19 protein-coding genes are annotated in these 23772 nt (G+C 54.5%); 8 read left to right on the plus strand and 11 right to left on the minus strand.

The genetic code is table 11. The annotated features are described in order from the left end of the window. Nucleotides 1–23: 23 nt before the first annotated feature. Complete coding sequence (locus tag HHI26_RS02815) at nt 24–1613, minus strand: PTS transporter subunit EIIC (RefSeq protein ID WP_171148559.1); 1590 nt, start codon at nt 1611–1613, stop codon at nt 24–26. A 240-nt stretch (nt 1614–1853) separates the two neighbouring features. Here HHI26_RS02815 and HHI26_RS02820 point away from each other — a divergent pair, with 240 nt between their 5' ends. The 4 genes from HHI26_RS02820 (at nt 1854) to pdeR (ending at nt 10720) form a co-directional block, all read left to right on the plus strand. Next, a complete protein-coding gene (locus HHI26_RS02820; RefSeq protein ID WP_171148560.1) occupies nt 1854–4160 on the plus strand; it encodes an FdhF/YdeP family oxidoreductase in 2307 nt (768 codons plus the stop codon). 123 nt (nt 4161–4283) lie between these two features. After that, nucleotides 4284–6227 carry an exoribonuclease II gene (locus tag HHI26_RS02825; RefSeq protein WP_133845077.1) on the plus strand — a complete coding sequence of 648 codons (1944 nt, stop codon included), beginning with the start codon at nt 4284–4286 and terminating at the stop codon, nt 6225–6227. Nucleotides 6228–6408: 181 nt separating this feature from the next. Further along, entirely contained in the window at nt 6409–8475 is a 2067-nt protein-coding gene (locus HHI26_RS02830; RefSeq protein WP_171148561.1) for a carbon starvation CstA family protein, read from the plus strand. 253 nt (nt 8476–8728) lie between these two features. Continuing rightward, nucleotides 8729–10720 carry a cyclic di-GMP phosphodiesterase gene (pdeR, locus tag HHI26_RS02835; RefSeq protein ID WP_133845081.1) on the plus strand — a complete coding sequence of 664 codons (1992 nt, stop codon included), beginning with the start codon at nt 8729–8731 and terminating at the stop codon, nt 10718–10720. A 10-nt stretch (nt 10721–10730) separates the two neighbouring features. Here pdeR and HHI26_RS02840 read toward each other — a convergent pair whose 3' ends face one another. Together HHI26_RS02840 and araD are read right to left on the minus strand one after the other, a co-directional pair. Then, nucleotides 10731–11600 (minus strand): crotonase/enoyl-CoA hydratase family protein, encoded by an 870-nt coding sequence (locus HHI26_RS02840; RefSeq protein WP_133845083.1) that lies wholly within the window; start codon nt 11598–11600, stop codon nt 10731–10733. Between the two features lie 276 nt (nt 11601–11876). Next, complete coding sequence (gene araD / locus HHI26_RS02845; protein WP_159337175.1) at nt 11877–12575, minus strand: L-ribulose-5-phosphate 4-epimerase; 699 nt, start codon at nt 12573–12575, stop codon at nt 11877–11879. Nucleotides 12576–12983: 408 nt separating this feature from the next. Here araD and osmB point away from each other — a divergent pair, with 408 nt between their 5' ends. Beyond that, nucleotides 12984–13202 (plus strand): osmotically-inducible lipoprotein OsmB, encoded by a 219-nt coding sequence (gene osmB / locus HHI26_RS02850; protein WP_133845087.1) that lies wholly within the window; start codon nt 12984–12986, stop codon nt 13200–13202. Between the two features lie 47 nt (nt 13203–13249). On the opposite strand, the gene yciH is transcribed toward osmB, so the two are convergent. From yciH to HHI26_RS02865, 3 genes are all read right to left on the minus strand, one after another. Beyond that, on the minus strand, nt 13250–13576 hold the full coding sequence (yciH, locus tag HHI26_RS02855) for a stress response translation initiation inhibitor YciH (RefSeq protein WP_133845089.1): 327 nt from the start codon (nt 13574–13576) through the stop codon (nt 13250–13252). 2 nt (nt 13577–13578) lie between these two features. Next, the gene (gene pyrF, locus HHI26_RS02860) at nt 13579–14295 is read right to left on the minus strand and encodes an orotidine-5'-phosphate decarboxylase (RefSeq protein ID WP_159337176.1); all 717 of its coding nucleotides are present in this window, start codon (nt 14293–14295) and stop codon (nt 13579–13581) included. 275 nt (nt 14296–14570) lie between these two features. Further along, a complete protein-coding gene (locus HHI26_RS02865; protein ID WP_133845093.1) occupies nt 14571–14843 on the minus strand; it encodes a DUF333 domain-containing protein in 273 nt (90 codons plus the stop codon). Nucleotides 14844–15123: 280 nt separating this feature from the next. On the opposite strand from HHI26_RS02865, the gene HHI26_RS02870 reads away from it, so the two are divergent. Further along, on the plus strand, nt 15124–15411 hold the full coding sequence (locus tag HHI26_RS02870; protein ID WP_133845095.1) for a putative quinol monooxygenase: 288 nt from the start codon (nt 15124–15126) through the stop codon (nt 15409–15411). 61 nt (nt 15412–15472) lie between these two features. On the opposite strand, the gene dbpA is transcribed toward HHI26_RS02870, so the two are convergent. From dbpA to zntB, 5 genes are all read right to left on the minus strand, one after another. Next, nucleotides 15473–16852, minus strand: a complete 1380-nt coding sequence (gene dbpA / locus HHI26_RS02875; RefSeq protein WP_133845097.1) for an ATP-dependent RNA helicase DbpA — start codon at nt 16850–16852, stop codon at nt 15473–15475. Nucleotides 16853–17372: 520 nt separating this feature from the next. Continuing rightward, nucleotides 17373–17498 carry a hypothetical protein gene (locus tag HHI26_RS25605; RefSeq protein WP_259149943.1) on the minus strand — a complete coding sequence of 42 codons (126 nt, stop codon included), beginning with the start codon at nt 17496–17498 and terminating at the stop codon, nt 17373–17375. Nucleotides 17499–17610: 112 nt separating this feature from the next. Then, nucleotides 17611–18504 carry a tRNA 2-thiocytidine(32) synthetase TtcA gene (gene ttcA, locus HHI26_RS02880; RefSeq protein WP_133845099.1) on the minus strand — a complete coding sequence of 298 codons (894 nt, stop codon included), beginning with the start codon at nt 18502–18504 and terminating at the stop codon, nt 17611–17613. Nucleotides 18505–18620: 116 nt separating this feature from the next. Further along, nucleotides 18621–18797, minus strand: a complete 177-nt coding sequence (locus HHI26_RS02885; protein ID WP_159337177.1) for a hypothetical protein — start codon at nt 18795–18797, stop codon at nt 18621–18623. A gap of 261 nt (nt 18798–19058) precedes the next feature. Next, entirely contained in the window at nt 19059–20042 is a 984-nt protein-coding gene (gene zntB, locus HHI26_RS02890; RefSeq protein ID WP_159337178.1) for a zinc transporter ZntB, read from the minus strand. A 416-nt stretch (nt 20043–20458) separates the two neighbouring features. On the opposite strand from zntB, the gene bglF reads away from it, so the two are divergent. Both bglF and ascB read left to right on the plus strand, forming a co-directional pair. Then, complete coding sequence (gene bglF / locus HHI26_RS02895; RefSeq protein WP_159337179.1) at nt 20459–22345, plus strand: PTS beta-glucoside transporter subunit IIABC; 1887 nt, start codon at nt 20459–20461, stop codon at nt 22343–22345. Between the two features lie 20 nt (nt 22346–22365). Beyond that, on the plus strand, nt 22366–23760 hold the full coding sequence (gene ascB / locus HHI26_RS02900) for a 6-phospho-beta-glucosidase (RefSeq protein ID WP_133845105.1): 1395 nt from the start codon (nt 22366–22368) through the stop codon (nt 23758–23760). Nucleotides 23761–23772: the final 12 nt, after the last annotated feature.

Below are 23772 nucleotides of genomic sequence, written 5' to 3' on the forward strand. Positions count from 1 at the left end.
CAGGCGCTATCATACCGGGCCATTCAGGCCAGACCCAACGCACTTTTCACTTCATTGGCAATTTTTTCCACCTGCGGCCCATAAATCACCTGAACATCGTGGTCGCTGACGCGGTTGATGCCATTGGCACCGGTGCTCATCAGGGTATGATCGACCACCTCATTCATCTGTTTAACCCTCACCCGCAGGCGGGTAAAGCAGCAATCGACATCCTCTATATTGGCCTCACCGCCCAGCCCGCTGATAATAATGCGGGTGCGTTCATCCCCCGTCACCTTAGCGGCCTGAGGTGCCTCTTCTGACTCTCGCCCCGGTGTTTCCACGCGCATCCGCAGAATGACGAAGCGAAAACCGTAATAGTAGATCGGGATATAGATCAGCCCCAGCGCCACGCTCCACCACCAGGCGGTTTTACTGCCCCCCAGAATGCCGAAGACCACCAGATCGATAGCGCCCCCCTGCACATTGCCAATCATCAGATGCAGCAATGACATCAGCATAAAGGAGAGGCCGCTCAGCAAAGCATGAAATAGGTAAAGCACCGGGGAAACAAAGATGAAGCAAAACTCCAGCGGCTCCGTAATTCCGGTGGTAAAGGAGGTCAGCGCCCCGGCCAGCACCAGCGCTTTCACCCGCTGCTTATGCTCGAGACGCGCACAGTGATACATCGCCAGCGCGGCGGCGGGCAGGCCGAACATCATCACCGGAATTTTTCCCTGCGCCAGAAAACGTGTAGCGTCCTGCACCGTGGTATCCGGTACGGAACCCGGGTGCGTCAGCGAGGTATTAAAGATATTCAGCGCGCCGACAATGGTCTGCCCATCGACCGTGGCAATGCCGCCAATCGGCGTAAATCGCACCGTTTCATTGAGGATATGGTGCAACCCGGTGGGGATCAGCAACCGTTCGCTGGTGCCGTAGAGAAACGCACCGTACTGACCACTCTCACCAATCAGTTCGCCGACCCAGGCAATCCCGGCACCGATCGTCGGCCAGATGAGCGCCAGCAAAACGCCGACCAGCGGCAGCACCAGCACGGTGACAATCGGGACAAAGCGTCGCCCGCCAAAAAAGCTGATCGCCGTGGGTAGCTCGGTGGTGTAAAAGCGGTTATGAATCATTACCGTCACCAGCCCGGCAATCACCCCACCCAGCACACTCATGTTGTAAGTGAAGATGCCCAGCATGGGAATAAATTCCGCGGAGGTCATCATCGCCGTAGTTTGATCCATCCCCTGCTGCTGCAAGGCCGCTGCGGTAGTGGTGGCGGCCGTCAGGCCCCGCGCTGCCAGGGTGGCGCTGATGCCGACGTGCATGGCGATAAAACCAATCACCGAGGCAAAGGCCGCCGTGGGTTTTTCTGCTTTCGCCAGGCCAATGGCGCTGGCTACAGCAAAGAACAGCGGCAGGTTAGCAAACAACGCCCCCGCCACTTTGCGGATGAATCCAATGATCAGCTGCGGTATTTGCAAGCTGGCAAAGGCATCCCCGGTGATCACCGGGTTCTGCAACGCGGCCGCAACGCCTAAGAAAATACCGGCGGCGGCAATCACCGAAATCGGCATCATCAGAGCTTTACCGAAGGCATGGACTTTACTGGCAAACGCTTTCATCCGTCTCTCCCGCTGTCATTATCACGGGCTAAGTATGCGTTGCATGTCGGAGGATGCTGCCTTAATGGGGATATTCAACGGACAATCTTTGACCAACGTCACATTTCCAGACTTATCGCGATAAACACGACCTATCGCACCATCTCTGCAATCAATTAGACAATTCTTCGCTCGGATCGCAAAATCGCCAAAAAGAAGCAATAATTTTTTAACAACTATTCAACATAAGCCTGCGACATTATGAAATTTAAAGAAGCGATTAAGCCATACCAGGCCGCTGCGGGCGGCTGGGGTTCACTGGAAGCCACCACCCGTTTCGTCTTCGACAGCAAACAAGTGTTAAAAAACATGCGCAATTTGATGCGTATGAATAAGGCAAAGGGCTTCGACTGCCCGGGTTGTGCCTGGGGCGATGACAACAAAAGTACCTTCAGCTTCTGCGAGAACGGCGCCAAAGCCGTGACCTGGGAAGCCACCCGCCGCCATATCGGTGCTGACTTCTTTGCCCAGTACAGTGTTGCCGCCCTTTATCAGCAGAGCGATTACTTCCTGGAATACCAGGGACGTCTGACCGAGCCGCTGCGCTATAACCGCGCCACTGACCACTATGAACCGATTAGCTGGGACGCGGCATTTGCCCTGATCGCCCGCCATATTAAGGCGATGGATCATCCCGACCGTATGGAGCTTTACACCTCAGGACGCGCCAGTAATGAAGCCTCCTGGTTGTATCAACTGTTCGGCCGCATGAACGGCAGTAACAACTTCCCTGACTGCTCGAACATGTGCCATGAAGCCAGTGGTGTCGGGCTGAAGCGCAGTATTGGCGTGGGGAAAGGCACCATCCGTCTGGACGACTTTGACCATGCAGACGCCATCTTTGTCTTCGGGCAGAACCCGGGTACCAACCATCCGCGCATGCTGCACAGCCTGCGTCACGCGGCCGATCACGGCGCTAAAATCGTCACCTTCAACACGCTGCGCGAACGCGGGCTGGAACGTTTTGCCGATCCGCAAAAACCGCTGGAAGTGGTCACCAGCATGGCAGGTAAAATCAGCTCAACCTATTACCAGCCGAACCTCGGCGGGGATATGGCCGCCGTGCGCGGCATGGTCAAAGTGCTGGCTGAGAACCATCGTGCATTGATCGCGGCGGGTGAGAAAGGCCTGTTCGATGAGATGTTTATCAATGCCAAAACGGAAGGTCTGGAGGCTTATCTTGCCGCCGTGGATGCCACGGAGTGGTCACAGATTGTCAGTCAGTCCGGTCTCAGCGAACAGCAGATCCGTGAAGCGGCAGCGATTTACCAAAGCGCCGAACGTGTGATTTGTACGTGGGCGATGGGCATCACCCAGCACAAACATTCTGTCGATACCGTGCGCGAAATCGTCAACCTGCAACTGTTGTTCGGGCAGTTAGGCAAAAAAGGCGCAGGTCTTTGCCCGGTACGTGGCCACAGTAATGTGCAGGGTAACCGTACGATGGGCATCGATGAAAAGCCGTCTCAGGCGTTTCTCGATAGTCTGGGGCAGCATTTTGACTTCGAGCCACCGCGCAACGTCGGGCACAACACGGTACAGGCGCTGGAAGCGATGCTGCGTGATGAAATCAAGGTGTTGATTGCCCTCGGGGGCAACCTGGCTGCGGCCGCTCCGGACAGCCCGCGTACCGAAGAAGCCCTGAAACGCTGCGGTCTGACGGTGCAGATCAGCACCAAGCTCAACCGCAGCCATCTGTGCCCTGGCGCGATTGATGCACTGATCCTGCCGACGATTGGCCGTACCGAGCAGGATATTCAGGCCAGTGGCCCGCAGTTTATTACCGTCGAAGACTCCTTCAGCATGGTGCATGCGTCAGAAGGTGTGGGTAAACCGATTGCTGATACCCAGCGTTCTGAAACCTGGATCGTGGCCAACATTGCTCATGCAGTACTGGGCAGCGAGAAAGTGGACTGGCTGGGAATGGCGGACGATTACAATATCATTCGTGACCATATTGCGGCCACCCTGCCCGGTTTCAGCGATTTCAACGCCAAATGCGATTTGAAAGGCGGTTTTTATTTAGGCAATGCGGCGGCTGAACTGCGTTTCAATACGCTGCATGACAAAGCCCAGTTCAGCGCGGCCGCCCTGCCGACCTCGCTGTTCCCGGCGCTCGATGTTGAGGTGCCTTTCACGTTGCAAACACTGCGTTCTCATGACCAGTACAACACCACTATTTACGGGCTGGATGACCGTTATCGTGGCGTTTACGGCCAGCGTGAAGTGCTGTTTATCAACCCGGAAGACATGGACAACATGGGCTACGCCGCCGGAGATAACGTCGATATCGAAACGCTGTGGAATGATGGTATTACCCGTAAAGTCAGCGGGTTTAAGCTGGTGCCCTATGCCATTCCGCGTGGGAATCTGGCCGCCTATTATCCCGAAACCAATCCGCTGGTGCCGCTTTCCAGTTTTGGTGACGGCAGCGGAACGCCCACCTCGAAGTCGGTGCCGGTGAAGATCAGTCTGTCACCTGTTGTGGCCGGAAGACGTATCGCCTGACAGACCCGGGCGGCCGCAAAAATGGCCGCCCACCACCACGTCAGAAAAGGCTTTTTACTTGCCGTGGAGCGGTTAATCGCGTAAAACTGTCTGCCGCTCTTAGGCCACGAAAACGTTGAAATTATGTTCCAGGATAACCCGCTGCTCGCGCAGCTAAAAGAGAAACTCCACTCCCAAACGCCGCGTGTTGAGGGTGTGGTAAAAGGCACGGAAAAAGGTTTCGGCTTCCTGGAAGTCGATGCACAGAAAAGCTACTTTATTCCGCCACCGTTTATGAAAAAAGTCATGCACGGTGACCGCGTTAGCGCAGTGATTCAGACCGATAAAGATCGTGAAGTTGCGGACCCTGAAACGCTGATTGAACCCTTCCTGACCCGTTTTGTTGGCCGTGTTCAGAAGAAAGACGATCGCCTGTCGATTGTGCCTGATCATCCGCTGCTGAGAGACGCCATTCAGTGCCGTCCTGACCGTAATGTGAAGCATGACTTCCAGGCCGGTGACTGGGCAGTGGCTGAGATGCGCCGTCATCCGCTCAAAGGCGATCGCAGTTTCTACGCCGAACTGACCGAATTTATTACCACTGCGGATGACCATCTGGCGCCGTGGTGGGTGACGCTGTCTCGCCATAATCTGGAGCGTGAAGCACCGGATGTGGCAACGCCGGAAGAGATGCTGGATGAGCAACTGGAGCGTGAAGACCTCACTGCCCTAACCTTCGTGACCATCGACAGCGCCAGCACCGAAGATATGGACGATGCGCTGTATGTGGAAGAGGCCGCCGATGGCGCGCTGAAACTGACCATCGCGATCGCCGACCCAACGGCCTATGTGCCCGCGGGGAGCAAACTCGATGCGGTTGCCGCTGAGCGCTCGTTCACTAACTACCTGCCTGGTTTTAACATTCCGATGCTGCCGCGCGAGCTGTCTGATGACATCTGTTCGCTGCGTCCGAATGAGCGACGTCCTGTGCTGGCATGCCGCGTGACTATCGCCGCTGACGGCACACCGGGAGATGACATTCAGTTCTTCGCGGCCTGGATTGAATCTAAATCCAAGCTGGCTTACGACAATGTCTCTGACTGGCTGGAAACTAACGGTACCAGTGAATGGCAGCCGGAAAGCGACGCCATCGCACAACAGATTCGTCTGCTGCACCGTCTGTGCCAGGCACGCAGCGAATGGCGTCAGACACATGCGCTGGTGTTCAAAGACCGCCCTGACTTCCGCTTCCTGTTAGGCGAGAAAGGCGAAGTGCTGGATATCATTGCCGAGCATCGTCGCATTGCTAACCGCATCGTTGAAGAATCGATGATCCTGGCCAACATCTGCGCGGCTGCCGTGCTGCGCGATAAGCTGGGCTTCGGTATCTACAACGTGCACCTTGGTTTCGACGACGTGAATGCCGAGCAGGCTGCCGCCGTTCTGGCGAACCACGGTGTGACGGCAGATCCCGCAGCCATTGCCACGCTGGAAGGTTTCCGCACGCTGCGCCGCGAGCTGGATACACTGCCGACTCAGTTCCTCGACAGCCGTATTCGTCGCTTCCAGTCATTTGCTGAAGTCAGCACCACACCAGGCCCACACTTCGGCCTTGGTCTGGATGCCTACGCAACCTGGACCTCTCCGATCCGTAAGTATGGCGATATGGTGAACCACCGCCTGCTGAAAGCGATCATCAAAGGGGAAGCGGCCAGCCGCCCTGCGGATGACGTCACGGTGAAGATGGGCGAACGCCGCCGTCAGAACCGTATGGCAGAGCGCGATGTCGGAGACTGGTTGTACTCGCGTTTCCTGCAGAAATCGGTCGGTACTGACCAGCGTTTCAGCGCGGAAGTGATCGATGTTTCCCGTGGCGGTATGCGTGTACGTCTTCAGGAAAATGGGGCGGTTGCCTTTATCCCTGCCCCGTTCATCCACGCGGTGCGTGATGAGCTGGTGTGCAGCAACGAGAATGGCACCGTGCAGATCAAAGGCGATGTGGCTTACCGCGTCACCGACCTGATTGACGTGACCATCGCCGAAGTGCGTATGGAAACCCGCAGCGTCGTTGCCCGTCCGGTTGTCTGATTGTCTTCAACGGGATAGCCTGTTGGCTATCCCGTATTTTCCTCTGTTATTGCCCTTCCCCTTCTAAAACGAAAAAATCGCCTGCGCCTCACACTTCTTTACTTACCGCCTGTCATTAACACTTTTTTACATTACGGTTAACTTGTCCCTCTTCTTAATGGATCTGACAAGGAGTTACGTGATGAAGAACGTCAAAGCCGGATTGATCTGGTTACTGGTGGCGTTAGCAGGTGCAGTGGCTTTCGCCATGCTGGCGCTTAACCGGGGCGAACCCGTGAACGCGCTATGGCTGGTGGTGGCCGCCGTCGCCTGTTACAGCATTGCTTATCGCTTTTACAGCCTGTTTATTGCCCGTCGTATTTTCGAACTGGATGACCGTCGCCTGACGCCCGCTGAGCGTCACAATGACGGTCTGGATTATGTTCCCACCAACAAATGGGTGCTGTTCGGCCACCACTTCGCTGCCATTGCCGGGGCTGGCCCACTCGTCGGCCCGGTGCTGGCGGCACAAATGGGCTTTCTGCCCGGCACGCTGTGGATCCTGATTGGGGTGATGCTGGCGGGTGCCGTGCAGGACTTCCTGATCCTGTTTATTTCCACCCGCCGTGATGGCCGTTCACTGGGTGAAATGGCGAAACAGGAACTGGGCGCCTTCGCCGGGGTGATCACCATGCTGGGCGCACTGGGGGTGATGATTATTATTCTCTCGGCGCTGGCGCTGGTGGTGGTCAAGGCGTTGACCAACAGCCCCTGGGGTCTGTTTACGCTGGCGGCCACCTTGCCTATCGCGCTGTTTATGGGCGTGTATATGCGCTTCCTGCGGCCAGGAAAAATCGCTGAAGTGTCGCTGATTGGCTTTGTGCTGATGATGGCCGCGATTATCTACGGCGGGGATATCGCTCTGCATCCATACTGGGGGCCTTTCTTTACGCTAAAAGGCACCACGCTGACTCTGGTACTGGTGATTTACGGGTTTGTTGCCTCTGTGCTTCCCGTCTGGCTGCTGCTGGCACCGCGTGACTATCTGTCCACCTTCCTGAAAATCGGCGTGATTGTCGGTCTGGCCGTTGGCATCGTTTTTGCCATGCCGGAGATGAAAATGCCGGCAGTGACCAAATTCATCGATGGTAGCGGCCCGGTGTTCTCAGGGGGACTGTTCCCGTTCCTGTTTATCACTATCGCCTGTGGGGCAATCTCTGGGTTCCATGCGCTGGTCTCCAGCGGCACCACGCCGAAGCTGGTGGAGCGAGAAAGCCACATCCGCATGATCGGCTACGGCGCCATGCTGATGGAGTCTTTCGTCGCCATCATGGCGTTGATCTGTGCCTCGGTGATCGACCCCGGTGTCTACTTTGCGATGAACGCCCCGGCGGCGCTGATTGGCACCACCGTCGAAAGTGCCAGTCAGGCGATCAACAGCTGGGGGTTTGTTGTTACACCGGAGGTGTTAACCGCCATCGCCCGTGATGTCGGAGAGATGTCAGTGCTATCGCGCGCAGGTGGCGCACCCACCTTTGCGGTGGGCATGGCGCATATCATTACCGAGGTCTTTAACAGTCGGGCGATGATGGCCTTCTGGTATCACTTTGCCATTCTGTTTGAAGCGCTGTTTATCCTGACCGCCGTCGATGCCGGTACGCGCGCCTGTCGTTTTATGGTGCAGGACCTGGCAGGTACGGTGGTGCCTTCGCTGGCGAATAATCGTTCCTGGGTAGGCAATATTATCGGCACCGCGGTGGCCGTTGCAGGCTGGGGGTTCTTCGTCTATCAGGGCGTCATCGATCCGCTTGGCGGCATTAATACGCTCTGGCCGCTGTTTGGTATCGGTAACCAGATGCTGGCGTCCATGGCGCTGATCCTCGGCACCGTGGTGCTGTTTAAAATGAAGAAGCAACGTTACGCCTGGGTCACGATTGTGCCCACCATCTGGTTATTTATTACCTCAATGACGGCAGGATGGCAGAAGATTTTCCATGAAAAACCCGCCATTGGGTTCCTGGCCCAGGCGAAAAAGTTCAGCAAGGGTATCGACCAGGGGATCGTTATTGCCCCGGCGAAAACCGTGGCGGATATGCAGACTATCGTGATCAGTAACCAGATCAATGCCGGGCTGTGTGCCTTCTTTATGCTGGTGGCCATCACTATGCTGGTGGCGGCATGCTTTGCCATCCGACGCGCATTGCACAGCGATCTACCTACCGTTCGTGAAAGTCCGGTCGTACTGCGCGATGAAAAAGTCAATATCTGATGAGTAAGCGGCTGACAGTAAAGGGTTTTAAACGCAACTATCTTGAAGGATATTTTCCCGACAAAGGGGTCACCTTAGTCAAATTATCCTGCTAATATGCTCCCCCGACCGCCATGTCGGGGGATTTTATGCTGCATATCAATTCTCACCAAAAAAATATATTGTCTTCGTAGCTTGTGATTCTGCTGCTTGCCGAATACTGTTGCTAAAATAAGAAGATACCACCTGCAAAGTAGCACCAAGGGAGATAAAAATGACCGATGAACAAGGGCAGACGCTACTGTATGCATATTTTGGCACCAGCAGCCCTCATTGGCGTTTATCCTCCGACAGCGATGCGCTGCATTTTGCCGAAGACGAAGGGGGCGAAACCAACATTGCCGTCCCGCTCACTCCCCCGCAAGCCAGCCTGTTGCGCAGCATGACGGTGATCACCACCAGCGTGAATCTCACCATCACGTTGTACGGTAATGCACTTTCCATGCATCTGGTCGGCAGGAAAGTCTCCCAGATTGCCTGGGCGGGGACCGCGTCAGCATGGGGAGACACTTCCTCGGTCGCGCGCGATCTGGTGCTGGGTCTGTCATTTGCAGAACAGGTGGTATCTGAAGCCAATTCCGTCATTGTCATCGTCGATCAGCAAGGTCATATCCAGCGCTTTAACCGCCTGAGTGAAGAGTACACCGGCCTCAAAGAACAAGAAGTGATCGGCCGTAATGTGTTTCAGCTGTTTATGTCACGCCAGGAAGCGGCGGCCTCACGGCGTAATATCAGCATGTTTTTCCGTGAAGGCAGCTCCTATGAAGTCGAGCGTTGGATCAAGACGAAGAAAGGTCAGCGTTTGTTCCTGTTCCGCAATAAATTCGTCCATAGCGGCAGCGGAAAAAATGAGATCTACCTGATTTGCTCCGGCACGGATATTACCGAAGAGCGCCGAGCCCAGGAGCGTCTGCGCGTGCTGGCCAATACCGATACCATTACCGGCCTGCCGAATCGCAATGCCATCAATCACGAAATCACTGAAGCACTGGAAAAACGTGCTAACCAGCAGATTGGCGTGGTCTACCTTGATCTCGACAATTTCAAAAAAGTGAATGATGCCTACGGGCACATGTTCGGCGACCAGCTGTTACAGGCGGTTTCTCTGGCGATTTTGAGCTGCCTTGATAAAGATCAGACGCTGGCGCGCCTGGGTGGCGATGAGTTTATTGTGCTGGCCGAAGACACCAGCCAGGCCGCATTAGAAGCGATGTCGTCGCGTATTCTTGAGCGCCTGAAGCAGCCGTTCCGTATCGGGCTGATTGAGGTTTACTCCGGATGCTCCGTGGGCATTGCCCTTGCTCCGCAGCATGGCGAAGATCGTGAAAGCCTGATCCGCAATGCTGATACGGCGATGTACACAGCGAAAGAGAACGGACGCGGTAAATTCTGCATTTTCTCAGCGGAAATGAATCAGCGGGTGTTTGAATATCTCTGGCTCGACACCAACCTGCGCAAGGCGCTGGAACATCATCAGCTGGTGCTCCACTATCAGCCGAAAGTGAATGCCGATGGCACGGTCACCAGTGTGGAAGCGCTGGTGCGGTGGATGTCCCCAGAGCGTGGGCTGGTGCCGCCGGACAGTTTTATTGCCTATGCCGAAGAGTCAGGATTGATTATCCCACTCGGTCGCTGGGTGATGCTGAGCGTGCTGGAGCAAATCCTGCGCTGGCGCAAACAGGGCATTGACCTGCGGGTGGCGGTAAATGTGTCGCCGCGTCAGCTGATTGACCAAAGTATCTATACCGACCTGAAACTCGCCCTGGATCAAGCCGGACTGGAGGTCTGCCCGATTGATATTGAGCTGACCGAAAGCTGCCTGATTGAGAATGAGGAGCAGGCGCTGGCATTAATGAAACAGTTTCAGAAACTGGGTGCCGCCGTGCATCTGGATGATTTCGGTACGGGTTACTCGTCGTTGTCACAGCTGGCACGCGTGCCGATTGATGCGATTAAGCTCGACCAGAGCTTTATCCGTGGCGTAAACCAGCAGGTAGTCTCTCAGTCACTGGTCAGGGCGATTGTTGCCGTTGCTAAGGCGCTGAACTTGCAGGTGATCGCGGAAGGAATTGAGACGGAAGAAGAAGCGGAGTTTGTGATGGCGAACGGTGTGGATACCCGTCAGGGGTTCCTGTATGCGAAGCCAATGCCCGCTGAAGAACTCGAGCACTGGCTTACGCGGCATCATGCCATTACGGCTTCCTGAGAACGATAAATTAGCCCGCTTTCAGCAATGACTGCGCACTGTGGCGGTTTTGCAACTGGACTAAACGCTCCATATAGGCGATATCTTTCGGCTCCATAGTAAAGGCAAAATCAACCCAGTCTTCCGTAATATCCATCAGTTCTGCACGCGTCAGCTGAAGCACCCGCTGACGGGCTTTCAGCATCGCTCTGACACCGTTCAGCTTCGGTTGCAGCGTATCAATAAACGTACGCGTGCAGCGATAGCCCTCTCCCGGCTGGAACAGGCGATCCACCAGGCCGCGCGTTTCAAACCATTCTGCAGTATGCGACTCCCCTTCACAGATCAACTCTTCGGCCAGTTTCATGCCGGAACGGCGTGCCACCAGTGAGTAACCGCCCATGCCAGGGAACAGGTTAAAGGCAATTTCCGGGAACCCCATACGGGCGGTATTTTGTGCCAGGATGAAGTGATGCGCCAGCGCGGCTTCAAATCCACCGCCCAGCGCGCTCCCTTCCACCATCGCGATGGTAACAGCACCCGTGTCGAAGCCACGCGCTGCCGCATGAATGCAGTCCACGCAGGCACGGGCATAGGCACGCAGGGCTTCGCGGCGGCCATTTTTAATCGTTTCGACAAAGAAACGCAGATCGCCGCCGGCATTAAACATGGTCGGTACCAGCGAACCCGTGACCCAAAAATCAATCTTCAAACCGGAACGCTGAGCAGCGTAGCTGAGGTTCATGATCTCCTCGATCAGCTGATGATTAAAACTTGGGCGAGGTTGGGCGCGCAGCATCATCCACATGGTGCGACGTTCTTCTTCATAGTAGGCAGAGAGCTGCGTCATTTGTCCAGCTTCGTTGAACAAGCGGCAAGTAGTCTGATTTATAACGGTCATAGCATTATCCTCTGTTTCATTATGCGTTCTTCGCAGCTCCAGCCTAATCCAGAGTGTCATCATGCTAAATGGGTGTTTGATTTTTAAGATAAAATAAAGAAATTCCTCACGCCATATGTGCACGACGAAATGCAATCAGAACCGCTGAATTGACGGGATAACAGGAGAGACTTGCGGCAGGATAAGGATAAAATACTCAAGCGTGGTCGAACAATAGGTAAGGATAATCTTAACTTGGCGCCGTGATAACCCGACGCCAGCTGATGATGTTAGCGGCTATTTCTGCCCGTAATAGGCATTTTTGCCATGTTTTCGCAGATAGTGTTTATCCAGTAATACCTGCTGCACTGCCGGCAGCTGCGGCGTCAATTGCTGACTGAAAATACCCATGTAAGCCACCTCTTCCAGTACAACGGCACTGTGGACCGCATCCTCCGCGCTGCGGCCCCACGCAAACGGCCCGTGCGAGTTCACCAGCACGGCTGGGATCGCCAGTGGGTCAATATTGCGCTGTTGCAGCGTTTCAATGATTACCTGCCCGGTTTGCCACTCGTAGCGTTCAAGGATCTCCTCATCGCGCATCTGGCGCGTGCAGGGAATGGCACCATAGAAATCATCCGCGTGCGTTGTGCCCCAGGCGGGAATATCTTTTCCTGCCTGCGCCCAGATGGTGGCATGGCGCGAGTGAGTATGGACGATGCCGCCAATATCAGGCCAGGCAAGATAGAGTGCACGGTGAGTGTCCGTATCCGATGACGGACGTTTGTCCCCTTCTATCACTTCCCCGGACGCCAGCGCCACGACGACCATGTCGTCCCGCTTCATGTCGTCATAACTGACACCTGAAGGCTTTATCACCATCAGCCCCTGCTGGCGATCGATAGCACTGACGTTTCCCCAGGTGAACGTCACCAGTCCGTAGCGCGGTAACGCCAGATTTGCTTCCAGTACTTGCTGCTTCAGTTGTTCCAGCATGTTGTTGTCCCCGTTATGGCTGCTGATTTATTGTCAGCGCCACTTGATGATCGGGGTATGGAGGCATCTGCTGTATCAACGGCAGAATCCGACTGTTCCCGTGGTTTTGAGTGATCACACTCGCTTAAGACACAAGGGAAATTAAGAGTTTTTACCTGTTAAGATATCCGGTAATAATTCAAAATAGTTCACAGAAATTAACCTGGGTGATAGTAAGATGTCTAACCATCCAGATGTACCGTTGCCGACCCCGGATTCAGCCCTAAATCCTGAAGGCGATTTTTTATACTGCTTTTTGCCTGTTCAGTGACAGAAGTCACTTGAAAAAACGATGGAATCGGGTCGGGATTACAGAGCGTCCTCTATACTGTAGAGGTATCTCGTCGCTGTTCTTTAAGGAGAGTCATTATGTCTATCACTGCAAAACGCATCACCGCCGCCGTGCTGGCCGCAACCTTAGTTCTTTCTCTGAGCGCTTGCTCAAACTGGTCTAAACGCGATCGAAACACGGCCATCGGCGCAGGTGCTGGCGCAATTGGCGGTTCTATTCTGACAAATGGAAGTGGTTTAGGCACCGTGGGTGGCGCCGCAGTTGGCGGGATCATCGGACATCAGATCGACAAATAAAAAGCAGCTTGTTGGGGGCCTGACGTTGTTCAGGCCCCTGTTATTGCTCAGCCTCCGGCCAGTTTGACCTTAAAGCCTTTCGCTTCGAGCAGGGTTTTTAACAGGTCGCGTTTATCGCCCTGAATCTCAATCACCCCGTCTTTTAACGCCCCGCCGCAGCCACATTTTTTCTTCAGTTCGGCCGTCAGCTTGTTCAGTCCGGCATCATCCAGATCGATACCGCTAATCAGACAAACCCCTTTGCCTTTACGCCCGCTGGTCTGCCGCTGAATGCGAACAATGCCATCACCTTTCGGACGTTGCACAGTCGTTTTGGGCTCATCAATGCGCCCGGTTTCAGTGGAATAGACCAGGCGGCTGTTGTCATCGGCCATGATTATGCCTCTTGCAGGGAATGAAGGATGTCACGCAGCGTTGCCGCCGGATCGGCTGATTGGGTAATCGGACGCCCGATCACCATATAATCCACCCCGGCTTGCTTCGCTTCCTGTGGCGTCATGATGCGGCGCTGATCGCCAACATCGCTGCCTGCCGGGCGAATCCCCGGTGTCACCAGACGGAAGTCCTGGCCTATCGCCTGCTTGAAATGACGGGCTTCCTGCGCGGAACAGACCACTCCGTCCAGACCACACTGATGTGTCAGACGCGCCAGACGCTCGGCCTGCTCTGCCGGGGAGAGTTCAATCCCCAGGCCGCGTAAATCATCGGCATCCATGCTGGTCAGCACCGTGACCGCAATCAGCAGAGGCGCATCGTTACCAAATGGCAGCAACGCTTCACGCGCAGCGCTCATCATCCGCGCACCGCCGCTGGCATGGACATTCACCATCCATACGCCGAGGTCAGCCGCCGCCGCCACCGCATGGGCAGTTGTATTAGGGATATCATGGAATTTCAGGTCGAGGAAAACGTCAAATCCGCGCTGTTGCAGATCGCGCACCCACTGTGGGCCAAACAGGGTAAACATCTCTTTGCCGACTTTAAGGCGACAACTGCCCGGTTCAATCTGATCGATAAACGCCAGAGCGCGATTGCGGTCCGCATAATCTAACGCCACCACAATCGGTGAACCGGTAACCTGAGGTGAAAGCATGGATTTACCCTCTTTGAGTGGAGCACCGCATGGCGCAAACGATAAACGGCATGCATTCTACCTGCGACGCGGGCAAATGCACAGTTAAGCTATGAGGAATTATTGTGATCGGCAGAGGGGGCGTTACGGCAAGATGGGGCCAGGAGGCGGTGCAAGGTCAGAAGTTACAGGGGTAAAAAACAACATCGTCAGTTTCAGGCCGCTAAACCCTGACTCTCGGGTTCATCAACTGCATGCATGTAAACTGACGAGGGTAGTGGAAACACACGGCTGACTTAGCGTGCACAGCTTCCATTCATCAACGCACTTTCACCACAGCGACGGCCATTGGCCATCTGGCACATACCTACTGAGCTGCCGTCCAGCTGACGCGATAACGCCAGCGTGCCTCCCGCGTTGGAACAGGCGCTTTCAGCCATGTCGGCCATCACTACCCGGGCCGGGACATGGGCTGCCGTGGCCTGTTGCGGTGGCTCATTATCACTGTCGCTACTACAGGCTGACAGGAATAACGTGGCTGCCGCCAGCAAAAATGTCGCTGCTTTCATGAGGTCAGGCTCCGGGATGTAGGCTGGAATGCGTTTGCCAGCATAAGCTACGTTGCGCATCAGGTCGATAGCTGTCACGGATTCTTACAAAATCATTCCACTGGAAATATCAATAGCACAACGTCTTAATTTATTGTCGAGTCGGGTGAAATGCAATGAAGCCTGAAAAGATCATGTCAAATGGGTGTAATCATGCCAGGCTTACAGGCTGTTAAATTCTGGCGGCGGGATGGCATTCCGTTATCAACGCCGTCGTTTGACGTTTCTAAAGGAGAGACAGATGTCTGATACACCGATTTTGATCGTTGCTACTTTTGCTGCTGCGACAGGGAAAGGCAATGCGCTGTATGAAGTGCTGAACCGCTGTGTGGCGCCGAGCCGTCTTGAGGAAGGAAACGTACATTACGATCTGTATCGCAGCGTCGAGAACAGCGATCTGTTCCTGTTCCACGAAACCTGGAAAAGCGCGGCGGCTATCGAACTGCATGAAACACAGCCCCACTTTAAAGCGCTGCTGGCGGGCGTTGAAGGTCTGCTGGCAGAACCCCCGGTGATTACGAAGATCTAAAGGGTGTTTTAGCGGGCTGACCGAAACAGAAGGCCAGCCCCTACATCAGAGATAAAAATCGTTATTTCACTAAACGTGCCCGGCACGACTTCCCTTTGATCTTCACGTCTTTCAGTTGCCCCATCACCTGACGCGCCTGCGTCTGGCGGATAGCAACGTACGCCTGCGTTGGACCAATATCAATTTTCCCGACCTGATCGCCGGTCAGTCCACCGTCACCCGTCAATGCCCCGAGAATATCGCCCGGGCGGATCTTTGCTTTACGCCCGCCGTCCAGGCTCACGGTTACCATCTCTGCCGGTAATGGCTTCGCGGCAACAGATTTCAGCTCGGACACATTGCGCCAGGCCAGTTTCTGTTGCAGATAATCTTCCAGCGCATGCGCACGGATCATCTCATCCTGCGCCACGAAGCTGACAGCACAGCCCTCCTCTCCGGCTCGGGCCGTACGGCCGATGCGGTGAACATGGACTTCAGGATCAAACGACAGCTGATAGTTAACCACCATCGCCAGCGATTTGATATCCAGACCACGGGCGGCAACATCGGTCGCCACCAGCACACGGCAGCTGCCGTTCGCGAAACGAATCAGCACCTGGTCACGGTCACGCTGCTCAAGATCACCATGCAATGCCAGCGCACTGATGTTACCGGCTGTCAGCGCATAGGCAATGTCATCGCATTCACGTTTGGTGTTGCAGAACACCACGCAGGATGACGGCTGGCGCTCGCTGAGCAGGCCAATCAGCGCCGTCAGTTTCTCACGTGGACCAGCTTCGTAGAATGTCTGTTCAATCTTCGGCAGATCGGACACATCGCCCGTTTCCACCGTCAGCGGGTCACGCTGAATACTTTGGCTGATCTGAGCGATGCCCTGCGGCCAGGTGGCCGAGAACAGCAGCGTCTGACGCGTTGGTGGACAGTGGCGAATAATACTGTCGATGTCTTCGCGGAAACCCATCTCCAGCATACGGTCTGCTTCATCCAGCACCAGCGTATTGATCCCGTCCAGCTTCAGGGTTTCGCGTTTCAGATGATCAAGAATACGGCCCGGCGTGCCCACCACGATTTGCGGCGCATGCACCAGTGAATCACGCTGTGCGCTCAGCGGTTGCCCGCCACACAGGGTGAGAATTTTAATGTTGGCGGTGAAACGCGCCAGACGGCGCAGTTCTTTGGCAACCTGGTCTGCCAGCTCGCGCGTTGGGCACAGCACCAGCGCCTGGGTAACGTACTGGCTGGCATCCACGCGATGCATCACACCCAGACCAAAAGCAGCTGTTTTGCCACTGCCCGTTTTTGCCTGAGCGCGAACATCCCGCCCTTCAAGAATAGCAGGCAGCGATTCCGCCTGAACCGGCGTCATGTCAAGGTAGCCGAGTTCATTCAGGTTTTCGATCTGGCTGGCAGGGAGTTGTGTCAGGGTAGAAAAAGCAGTCACGGAAGAGTTCTCTGGTAAAACGGACAGGATTATTGGCGCTGAGTGTAGCAGAAAACCACCCGGGGCGGGGAGAAAAGCGCTGGCGATAGTGCCACGCAGCGCTGTGTGTTGTGTCATCTGACTAAGATAAAACCAACGCGATTAACAGCCAGAAAATCAGGCAGGCCGCCACCATCGCAATCCAGGTATTTCTCCGGGTCCATTTCATAGATAGTCCTTCTCCTTACTTTCGATCTTAACGCCACCACGCATGTAAAAGGTGGGATTAATCCGAAATTCTCGGTGGTCATTATAGTCAAGCCAGGCCCCGGGTGTCGCCTGTTTATTATGAGGATACCCGCGCCAGGAACCGGCCCTGAGCAAAACAGGGGGGAAAATGAGCAATAAAAATTTGATGTAAGTACTGAAGGAATTAACGGCGGGAAAAGCGAAAACTTAAGGGGCTTTAGGAAATCCAGAATATTCTTAGTGATGTGAGGCTATCTGCCGCCCCTGATAACGGGGCGACAGTCGAACCAGGCTATTGATCTTGATAAGGATCTTTTTTGTCATCATCACTGTCGTCGCGTGTACGTGGGATCTCACCATGCTCGTTAGGATTATCTTTGGCCGGATGTTGATCGGGTTTTGGTTTTTCTTTCGACATTACGCCCTCCTCTCGCTTGTTTACACTAAGCGTAGTTGATGACGCCCCATCTTTCACTCTTCCTAAGTCATGTCAGGGGCATCGGCGCAGGCAGGTGTTGCCTGTGTCAGAATCAGAGATTGGCAACGTCAATATAGAGCGATTTATCAATGTTGGTTGACGAAACGGTGGCCTCGGTAAAGGCATATTCCGCTCTGTCACCGCTACGATCCAGAGGTAACGCCTCAAAATCGAACAGGTTCTTGTCCGCTAACTGGCTTGGACTGATATTCTGGATGGACTTGAAAACGCTGTCGACACGGCCCGGCGTCTTTTTATCCCACTCCATCAGCATCGCCTTGATGGCCTGACGCTGGAGATTTTCCTGCGAACCGCACAGATTACAGGGGATGATCGGGAATGCTTTATATTCTGCCCAGGCGATCAGATCTTTTTCCCGGCAGTACGTCAACGGCCTGATAACCACGTTACGCCCGTCATCAGAACGCAGCTTAGGGGGCATCGCCTTCATTTTTGCACCATGGAACATATTAAGGAACAACGTCTCAACGATGTCATCCATATGGTGGCCCAGCGCGATTTTCGTTGCGCCAATCTTCTCGGCAAAGGAATAAAGCGTGCCGCGACGCAGGCGCGAACATAAGCCACAGGTCGTTTTTCCTTCCGGGACTTTCTCTTTAACCACTGAATAAGTGTCTTTATCCACAATGTAATAAGGGATATTTAAGCTATCGAGATAGGCGGGCAGAATGTGTTCAGGAAACCCTGGCTGCTTCTGGTCCAGATTGACGGCAATAATCTCAAATTTGATCGGTGCCACCTTTTGCAGGCCGAGAAGAATATCCAGCATGGCGAATGAATCTTTGCCCCCGCTCATGCAGACCATTACCACATCGTTGTCTTCAATCATGTTGTAATCGGTAATGGCAGTGCCAACATTTCTTCTGAGGCGTTTCTGGAGTTTATTAATCTCCAGGGTTTCTTTTCTTACATCCACTTGATTCATAAATACTTCTCTGGGCCCTGGGAGCTTTATAGCGATGTATATCAGCTGACTCTTTAAAGGGATATTATACGGAAGTTTCCCAGGGCCCTGCCATCAATTTTTCCTGACCAGAGATTTTATTGAAGATGCACATGCGGTGGCGGATCAATAATCGGGTCGGGGTCAATCGGCGGTGGATCGGGTAACGGCTGTGGTGTGGGAATGGGACCAGGAACGGGCGCCGGGTCGCTGAGTGGTTCAGATGAGCGAATCGCCATAATACGGTCAACAGGCATACCTTCCTCCTCAAACATTGCATGAACCTTAAGCGTAGGACATCTGACCGCGCTGGCAAACGCGCAAAAAAAAAGCCGGCGGATAGCCGGCGTCGTACGAATCAAATGTGCTATGCATTAATTCAAAAAAGGAAGTAAGACAATATGGAGCGCAACGCCCATCGCTTGACGTTGCATTCACCTGCGGGAAAGAGTTTGCCCTGAACCACGGGGGGATTTATTGATGTCGATCAGCTTTCGGGCCGTTTGTTGCGTCTCTTCCGCAATAATTATCATTTATCACAACCATTTACGTTTCCGTAACCACCAGGCAACCCCGATAACCAGAAGCATCAACAGCAGGCAGAAGGTCGCAAAACCATAATGCCATTCCCCCCCCGGTATCCCACCCAGATTGACGCCAAACAACCCCGTCAGGAAGGTCGTCGGCAGGAAAACCATTGCCAGCAGCGACATGGTATAAGTGCGGCGGTTCATCGCTTCTGCCATCACCGTGCTGATCTCATCCGCCAGCACGCCAGTACGTGCCACGCTGGCATCAAGGTCGTCCAGCCCCCGCCCTAAGCGGTCAGAAATATCCTGCATACGACGACGATCGTCATCGCTCATCCAGGGAAGACGTTCACTGGCAATACGTGAAAAGACATCGCGCTGCGGTGCCATGTAGCGCCGCATGATAATCAGTTGCTTACGAATCAATGCCAGCTCACCGCGTGGCGGCACCTGTTGATCAACCACCGCATCTTCCAGGTCGATGATCTTATCGTGCAACTCTTCAATAAACTCGCTGGTGTGATCGGTAAGCGCATCGCAGACATCCACCAGCCAGCTGCCACCGTCCACCGGGCCATTGCCATTTTTCAGGTCGGTCAGTACTTCATCGATGGCAAAGACTTTGCGCTGCCGGGTTGAAACAATCAGCTTCTCGTTGATAAAAACGCGGATCACTACCAGTTGTTCCGGGCGTGATTCGCTGTTGAGATTGATGCTACGCAGGGTGATCATGGTGCCATCACCCAGCCGGTTAACGCGTGGACGCATACTGTCGCCGCCCAGCGCATCACGAACCGCGTCAGGCAGCAGCGGGGTCGACACCAGCCAGTCTGCGCTCTCACGGTGGGTATAATTCAGGTGCAGCCAGCACGGCTTGTCACACGTCAGCACATCGCTGTCGTCGATCGGGATTAACCCGCCCTTTCCATCTAACTGACAGGAAATAATCGCGTCAGACACCTGCAATGATTTACCAGCAATAACATCCACGTTTGCGTCGCCCTCAACAGAATCAATGCGATACAGTCTAGCCTGTGCTGAAGCGGTTGCCTAATCTGACCCACTTCCTGAACGTTAAAAATCGTGACAATCTGCAAACAAAGCGCGGGATAAAAGTCGATCCCGGTCACGAAAACCACTTATTCTACCCCCTGCCTATTGCTAACCCGCAGCGAGTAAGGAAATATCGCTGCAACAAAAACAGGATTGCTACTGATTTTCAGGCAAAACCTAAACTGCTTTTCACGCCCGTTCGGCGATGTTGAAGCAGTTTAGGTTTTTTTTTGGCCTGAATTCAGCAACGGCCCGAAAACATAGACCCAACATAATTCAAGGTGCAGGAAGGCAGCCAACACACCTGCACCGTGAAATATGAAGGTTACAGATGTCGAAACCAGGAGCATAAGATGAAGTACCAGGTTTTATCAGAAGAGATCCTGCAAGGTGTAGGCGGCAAAGAGAACATCAATTCGGTGATGCATTGCGCTACGCGTCTGCGTTTCAAACTTAAAGACAGTCGTAAAGCCGACACCGCAACGCTGAAGGCCAACGCTGGCGTGATTATGGTGGTGGAAAGCGGGGGTCAGTATCAGGTGGTGATTGGTAACCACGTCAGCGAGGTCTATCAGGACCTGCTCACCACAGCGGGATTGGCAGACGACAGCAGCAATAACGCGGACGAGGATAAAGGTTCGTTGTTTGCCCGCTTTATTGACATTGTTTCCGGTATTTTCACCCCGTTTGTCGGCATCATGGCCGCCTCCGGTATTCTTAAGGGATTGCTCTCTCTGGCGCTGGCCTGCGGCCTGACCACGGAAACCACCGGCACCTACATTACGCTCTCTGCGGCCGGTGATGCCGTCTTCTACTTCCTGCCGATTTTGCTGGGCTTCAGTGCGGGCAAAAAATTTGGCGGTAACGCCTTTACGACAATGATTATCGGTGCGGCGTTGGTCCACCCGATGATGATGGCGGCCTTTACGGCTTCACAGGCGGGTAGCCCGCCGCTGCACTTCTTCGGCATTCCGATGATCCTGATTAACTACAGCTCATCCGTGATCCCGATTATCTTCGCGGCCTGGTTCTCCTGCCTGATTGAGCGCGCGGTGCACAACCGCCTGCCGGGCGCGGTTCGTAACTTCACCACCCCGCTGATCTGTCTGGCCATTGTGGTTCCGGTCACCTTTATGCTGATTGGCCCGGTCGCCACCTGGGTCAGTGAACTGCTGGCAGCGGGCTACCTTCATGCCTACAGCTTCAGCCCGACCTTTGCAGGTGCCTTTATGGGCGCATTCTGGCAGGTCTGCGTGATCTTCGGTCTGCACTGGGGCCTTGTCCCTATCATGCTGAACAACCTCGCGGTACATGGCGCGGACACCCTGCTCCCGCTGCTGATGCCTGCCGTTCTCGGCCAGGCCGGGGCAACGCTGGGCGTGCTGCTGCGTACCCGTGACGTAAAACTCAAAGGGATTGCTGCGTCGGCCTTCAGTGCCAGCCTGTTTGGTATCACTGAGCCTGCGGTCTACGGCGTCACGCTGCCGAACCGCCGTCCGTTTATCTTCGGTTGTATTGGCGGTGCACTGGGTGCTGCGGTGCTCGGTTTCTATCACACCACCAGCTACTCCTTTGGTTTACCGTCAGTATTTACCTTCAGCCAGGTGGTACCAAAAACTGGCTTTGATGCCAGCGTGGTTGCCGCGATTGCCGGGGCGTTGATTGCCTTTATTTTTGCCGCCATAACCACTTCGCTGTTCGGTCTGCCTGCGGTGAAAGCAGCAGCAAAAGAAGAAGCGGCACCCGCTGCCCCGATGGCGGTCGTCAATCCTGACCTGCTGCATAAAGAGACGCTGGTCAGCCCAATGAGCGGTGCTGTCGTTGCGCTGGACCAGGTGCCGGATGAGACCTTTGCCAGCGGTCTGCTGGGGAAAGGCATCGGTATTCAGCCCAGTGTTGGCCGGGTAGTCTCGCCGGTTAACGGCACCGTTGCCTCGCTGTTCCGCACCCGCCACGCTATTGGCCTGGAAGCAGAAGACGGTTCAGAAGTGCTGATCCACGTGGGCATTGATACCGTAAAACTTGATGGACTGCATTTTACTGCTCATGTCAGCCAGGACGACAAAGTACGTGTCGGTGACCTGCTGCTGGAATTCGATATCCCGGCGATTCGTGCGGCGGGATATGACCTCACCACTCCGGTGCTAATCAGTAACAGCGATGACTATATCGACGTGCTGGCTGCCAGCCAGCAACGCGAGGTGGCCGCAGGTGAGCCACTGCTGACGCTGATTAAATAATCTTTCATAAGGAGATCAACATGACACAACGTTTCCCACAACATTTCCTCTGGGGCGGTGCCGTTGCCGCAAACCAGGTCGAAGGCGCATGGCAGACCGAGGGTAAAGGCATTTCCACCTCGGATTTACAGCCACACGGCATTTTTGGTGAGCGCGTGGAACGTCAGGAAGGTGATTTTGGTATCAAGGATGTGGCCATTGATTTCTATCACCGCTACCCGGAAGACATTAAGCTGTTTGCCGAAATGGGCTTTACGGTTCTGCGTACCTCAATTGCCTGGACGCGCATCTTCCCGGAAGGGGATGAAACACAGCCGAACGAAGCAGGCCTGGCGTTCTACGATCGTCTGTTCGACGAGATGGCGAAATACAATATCGCCCCGCTGGTCACCCTTTCCCATTATGAAATGCCTTACGGTTTAATTAAAAAGTATGGCGGCTGGGGCAACCGTAAAACCATCGACTGCTTCGTGAACTATGCCGAAACGGTGTTCGCTCGCTATAAAGATAAGGTCAAGCACTGGCTGACTTTCAACGAAATTAATATGTCGTTGCATGCGCCTTTCACTGGCGTAGGCCTGCCGGAAGAGAGTGATAAGCAGGCCGTGTATCAGGCCATCCACCATCAACTGGTCGGCAGTGCTCGTGCGGTGAAAGCCTGCCACCAGATCATCCCGGATGCCAAAATCGGCAATATGCTGCTGGGTGCCATGCTGTACCCCCTCAGCCCGCTGCCTGCTGACCTGCTTGAAACCCAGAAGCAGAACCGCGACTGGCTGTTCTTTGGTGATGTGCAGACGCGTGGATACTACCCGGCCTACATGACGCGCTACTTTAAAGAGAATGGCATCACACTTGAGATCACCGAACAGGACAAGCAGGATCTGCGCGAACCTATCGATTTTATCTCGTTCAGCTATTACATGACCGGGTGCGTGACCACCAACGAAGAGCAAAACAACAAAGCCCGCGCCAATATTCTCAATATGGTGCCTAACCCGCATCTGGCAAGCTCTGAGTGGGGCTGGCAGATCGACCCTGAAGGGCTGCGTTATCTGATGAACGAGCTGTACGATCGTTATCAGAAGCCGCTGTTTATTGTGGAAAACGGTCTGGGTGCACGCGATACCGTGGAAGCCGACGGATCCATTAATGATGACTATCGTATCGCCTACCTGAACGACCACCTTGTGCAGGTGCGTGAAGCGATTGACGATGGCGTTGAAGTGCTCGGTTACACCTGCTGGGGCCCGATTGACCTGGTGAGTGCGTCAAAAGCGGAGTTCTCCAAACGTTACGGCTTCATCTACGTTGATCGTGACGATCAGGGCAACGGCACCCTCGCCCGCAGCCGTAAGAAGAGTTTCTTCTGGTATCAGAACGTGATTAAAACGCACGGCGAATCACTGAAGTAATCCCCCCCGGGC

It is taken from the genome of Erwinia sp. JH02 (genome assembly GCF_013074405.1).
GTDB lineage: Bacteria > Pseudomonadota > Gammaproteobacteria > Enterobacterales > Enterobacteriaceae > Erwinia > Erwinia rhapontici.

Coding starts and splice junctions, on each gene's coding strand:
- HHI26_RS02815 (WP_171148559.1), bottom strand. CDS start 1,613: ATGAAAGCGTTTGCCAGTAAAGTCCATGCCTTCGGTAAAGCTCTGATG.
- HHI26_RS02820 (WP_171148560.1), top strand. CDS start 1,854: ATGAAATTTAAAGAAGCGATTAAGCCATACCAGGCCGCTGCGGGCGGC.
- HHI26_RS02825 (WP_133845077.1), top strand. CDS start 4,284: ATGTTCCAGGATAACCCGCTGCTCGCGCAGCTAAAAGAGAAACTCCAC.
- HHI26_RS02830 (WP_171148561.1), top strand. CDS start 6,409: ATGAAGAACGTCAAAGCCGGATTGATCTGGTTACTGGTGGCGTTAGCA.
- pdeR (WP_133845081.1), top strand. CDS start 8,729: ATGACCGATGAACAAGGGCAGACGCTACTGTATGCATATTTTGGCACC.
- HHI26_RS02840 (WP_133845083.1), bottom strand. CDS start 11,600: ATGACCGTTATAAATCAGACTACTTGCCGCTTGTTCAACGAAGCTGGA.
- araD (WP_159337175.1), bottom strand. CDS start 12,575: ATGCTGGAACAACTGAAGCAGCAAGTACTGGAAGCAAATCTGGCGTTA.
- osmB (WP_133845087.1), top strand. CDS start 12,984: ATGTCTATCACTGCAAAACGCATCACCGCCGCCGTGCTGGCCGCAACC.
- yciH (WP_133845089.1), bottom strand. CDS start 13,576: ATGGCCGATGACAACAGCCGCCTGGTCTATTCCACTGAAACCGGGCGC.
- pyrF (WP_159337176.1), bottom strand. CDS start 14,295: ATGCTTTCACCTCAGGTTACCGGTTCACCGATTGTGGTGGCGTTAGAT.
- HHI26_RS02865 (WP_133845093.1), bottom strand. CDS start 14,843: ATGAAAGCAGCGACATTTTTGCTGGCGGCAGCCACGTTATTCCTGTCA.
- HHI26_RS02870 (WP_133845095.1), top strand. CDS start 15,124: ATGTCTGATACACCGATTTTGATCGTTGCTACTTTTGCTGCTGCGACA.
- HHI26_RS25605 (WP_259149943.1), bottom strand. CDS start 17,498: ATGTCGAAAGAAAAACCAAAACCCGATCAACATCCGGCCAAAGATAAT.
- ttcA (WP_133845099.1), bottom strand. CDS start 18,504: ATGAATCAAGTGGATGTAAGAAAAGAAACCCTGGAGATTAATAAACTC.
- HHI26_RS02885 (WP_159337177.1), bottom strand. CDS start 18,797: ATGTTTGAGGAGGAAGGTATGCCTGTTGACCGTATTATGGCGATTCGC.
- bglF (WP_159337179.1), top strand. CDS start 20,459: ATGAAGTACCAGGTTTTATCAGAAGAGATCCTGCAAGGTGTAGGCGGC.
- ascB (WP_133845105.1), top strand. CDS start 22,366: ATGACACAACGTTTCCCACAACATTTCCTCTGGGGCGGTGCCGTTGCC.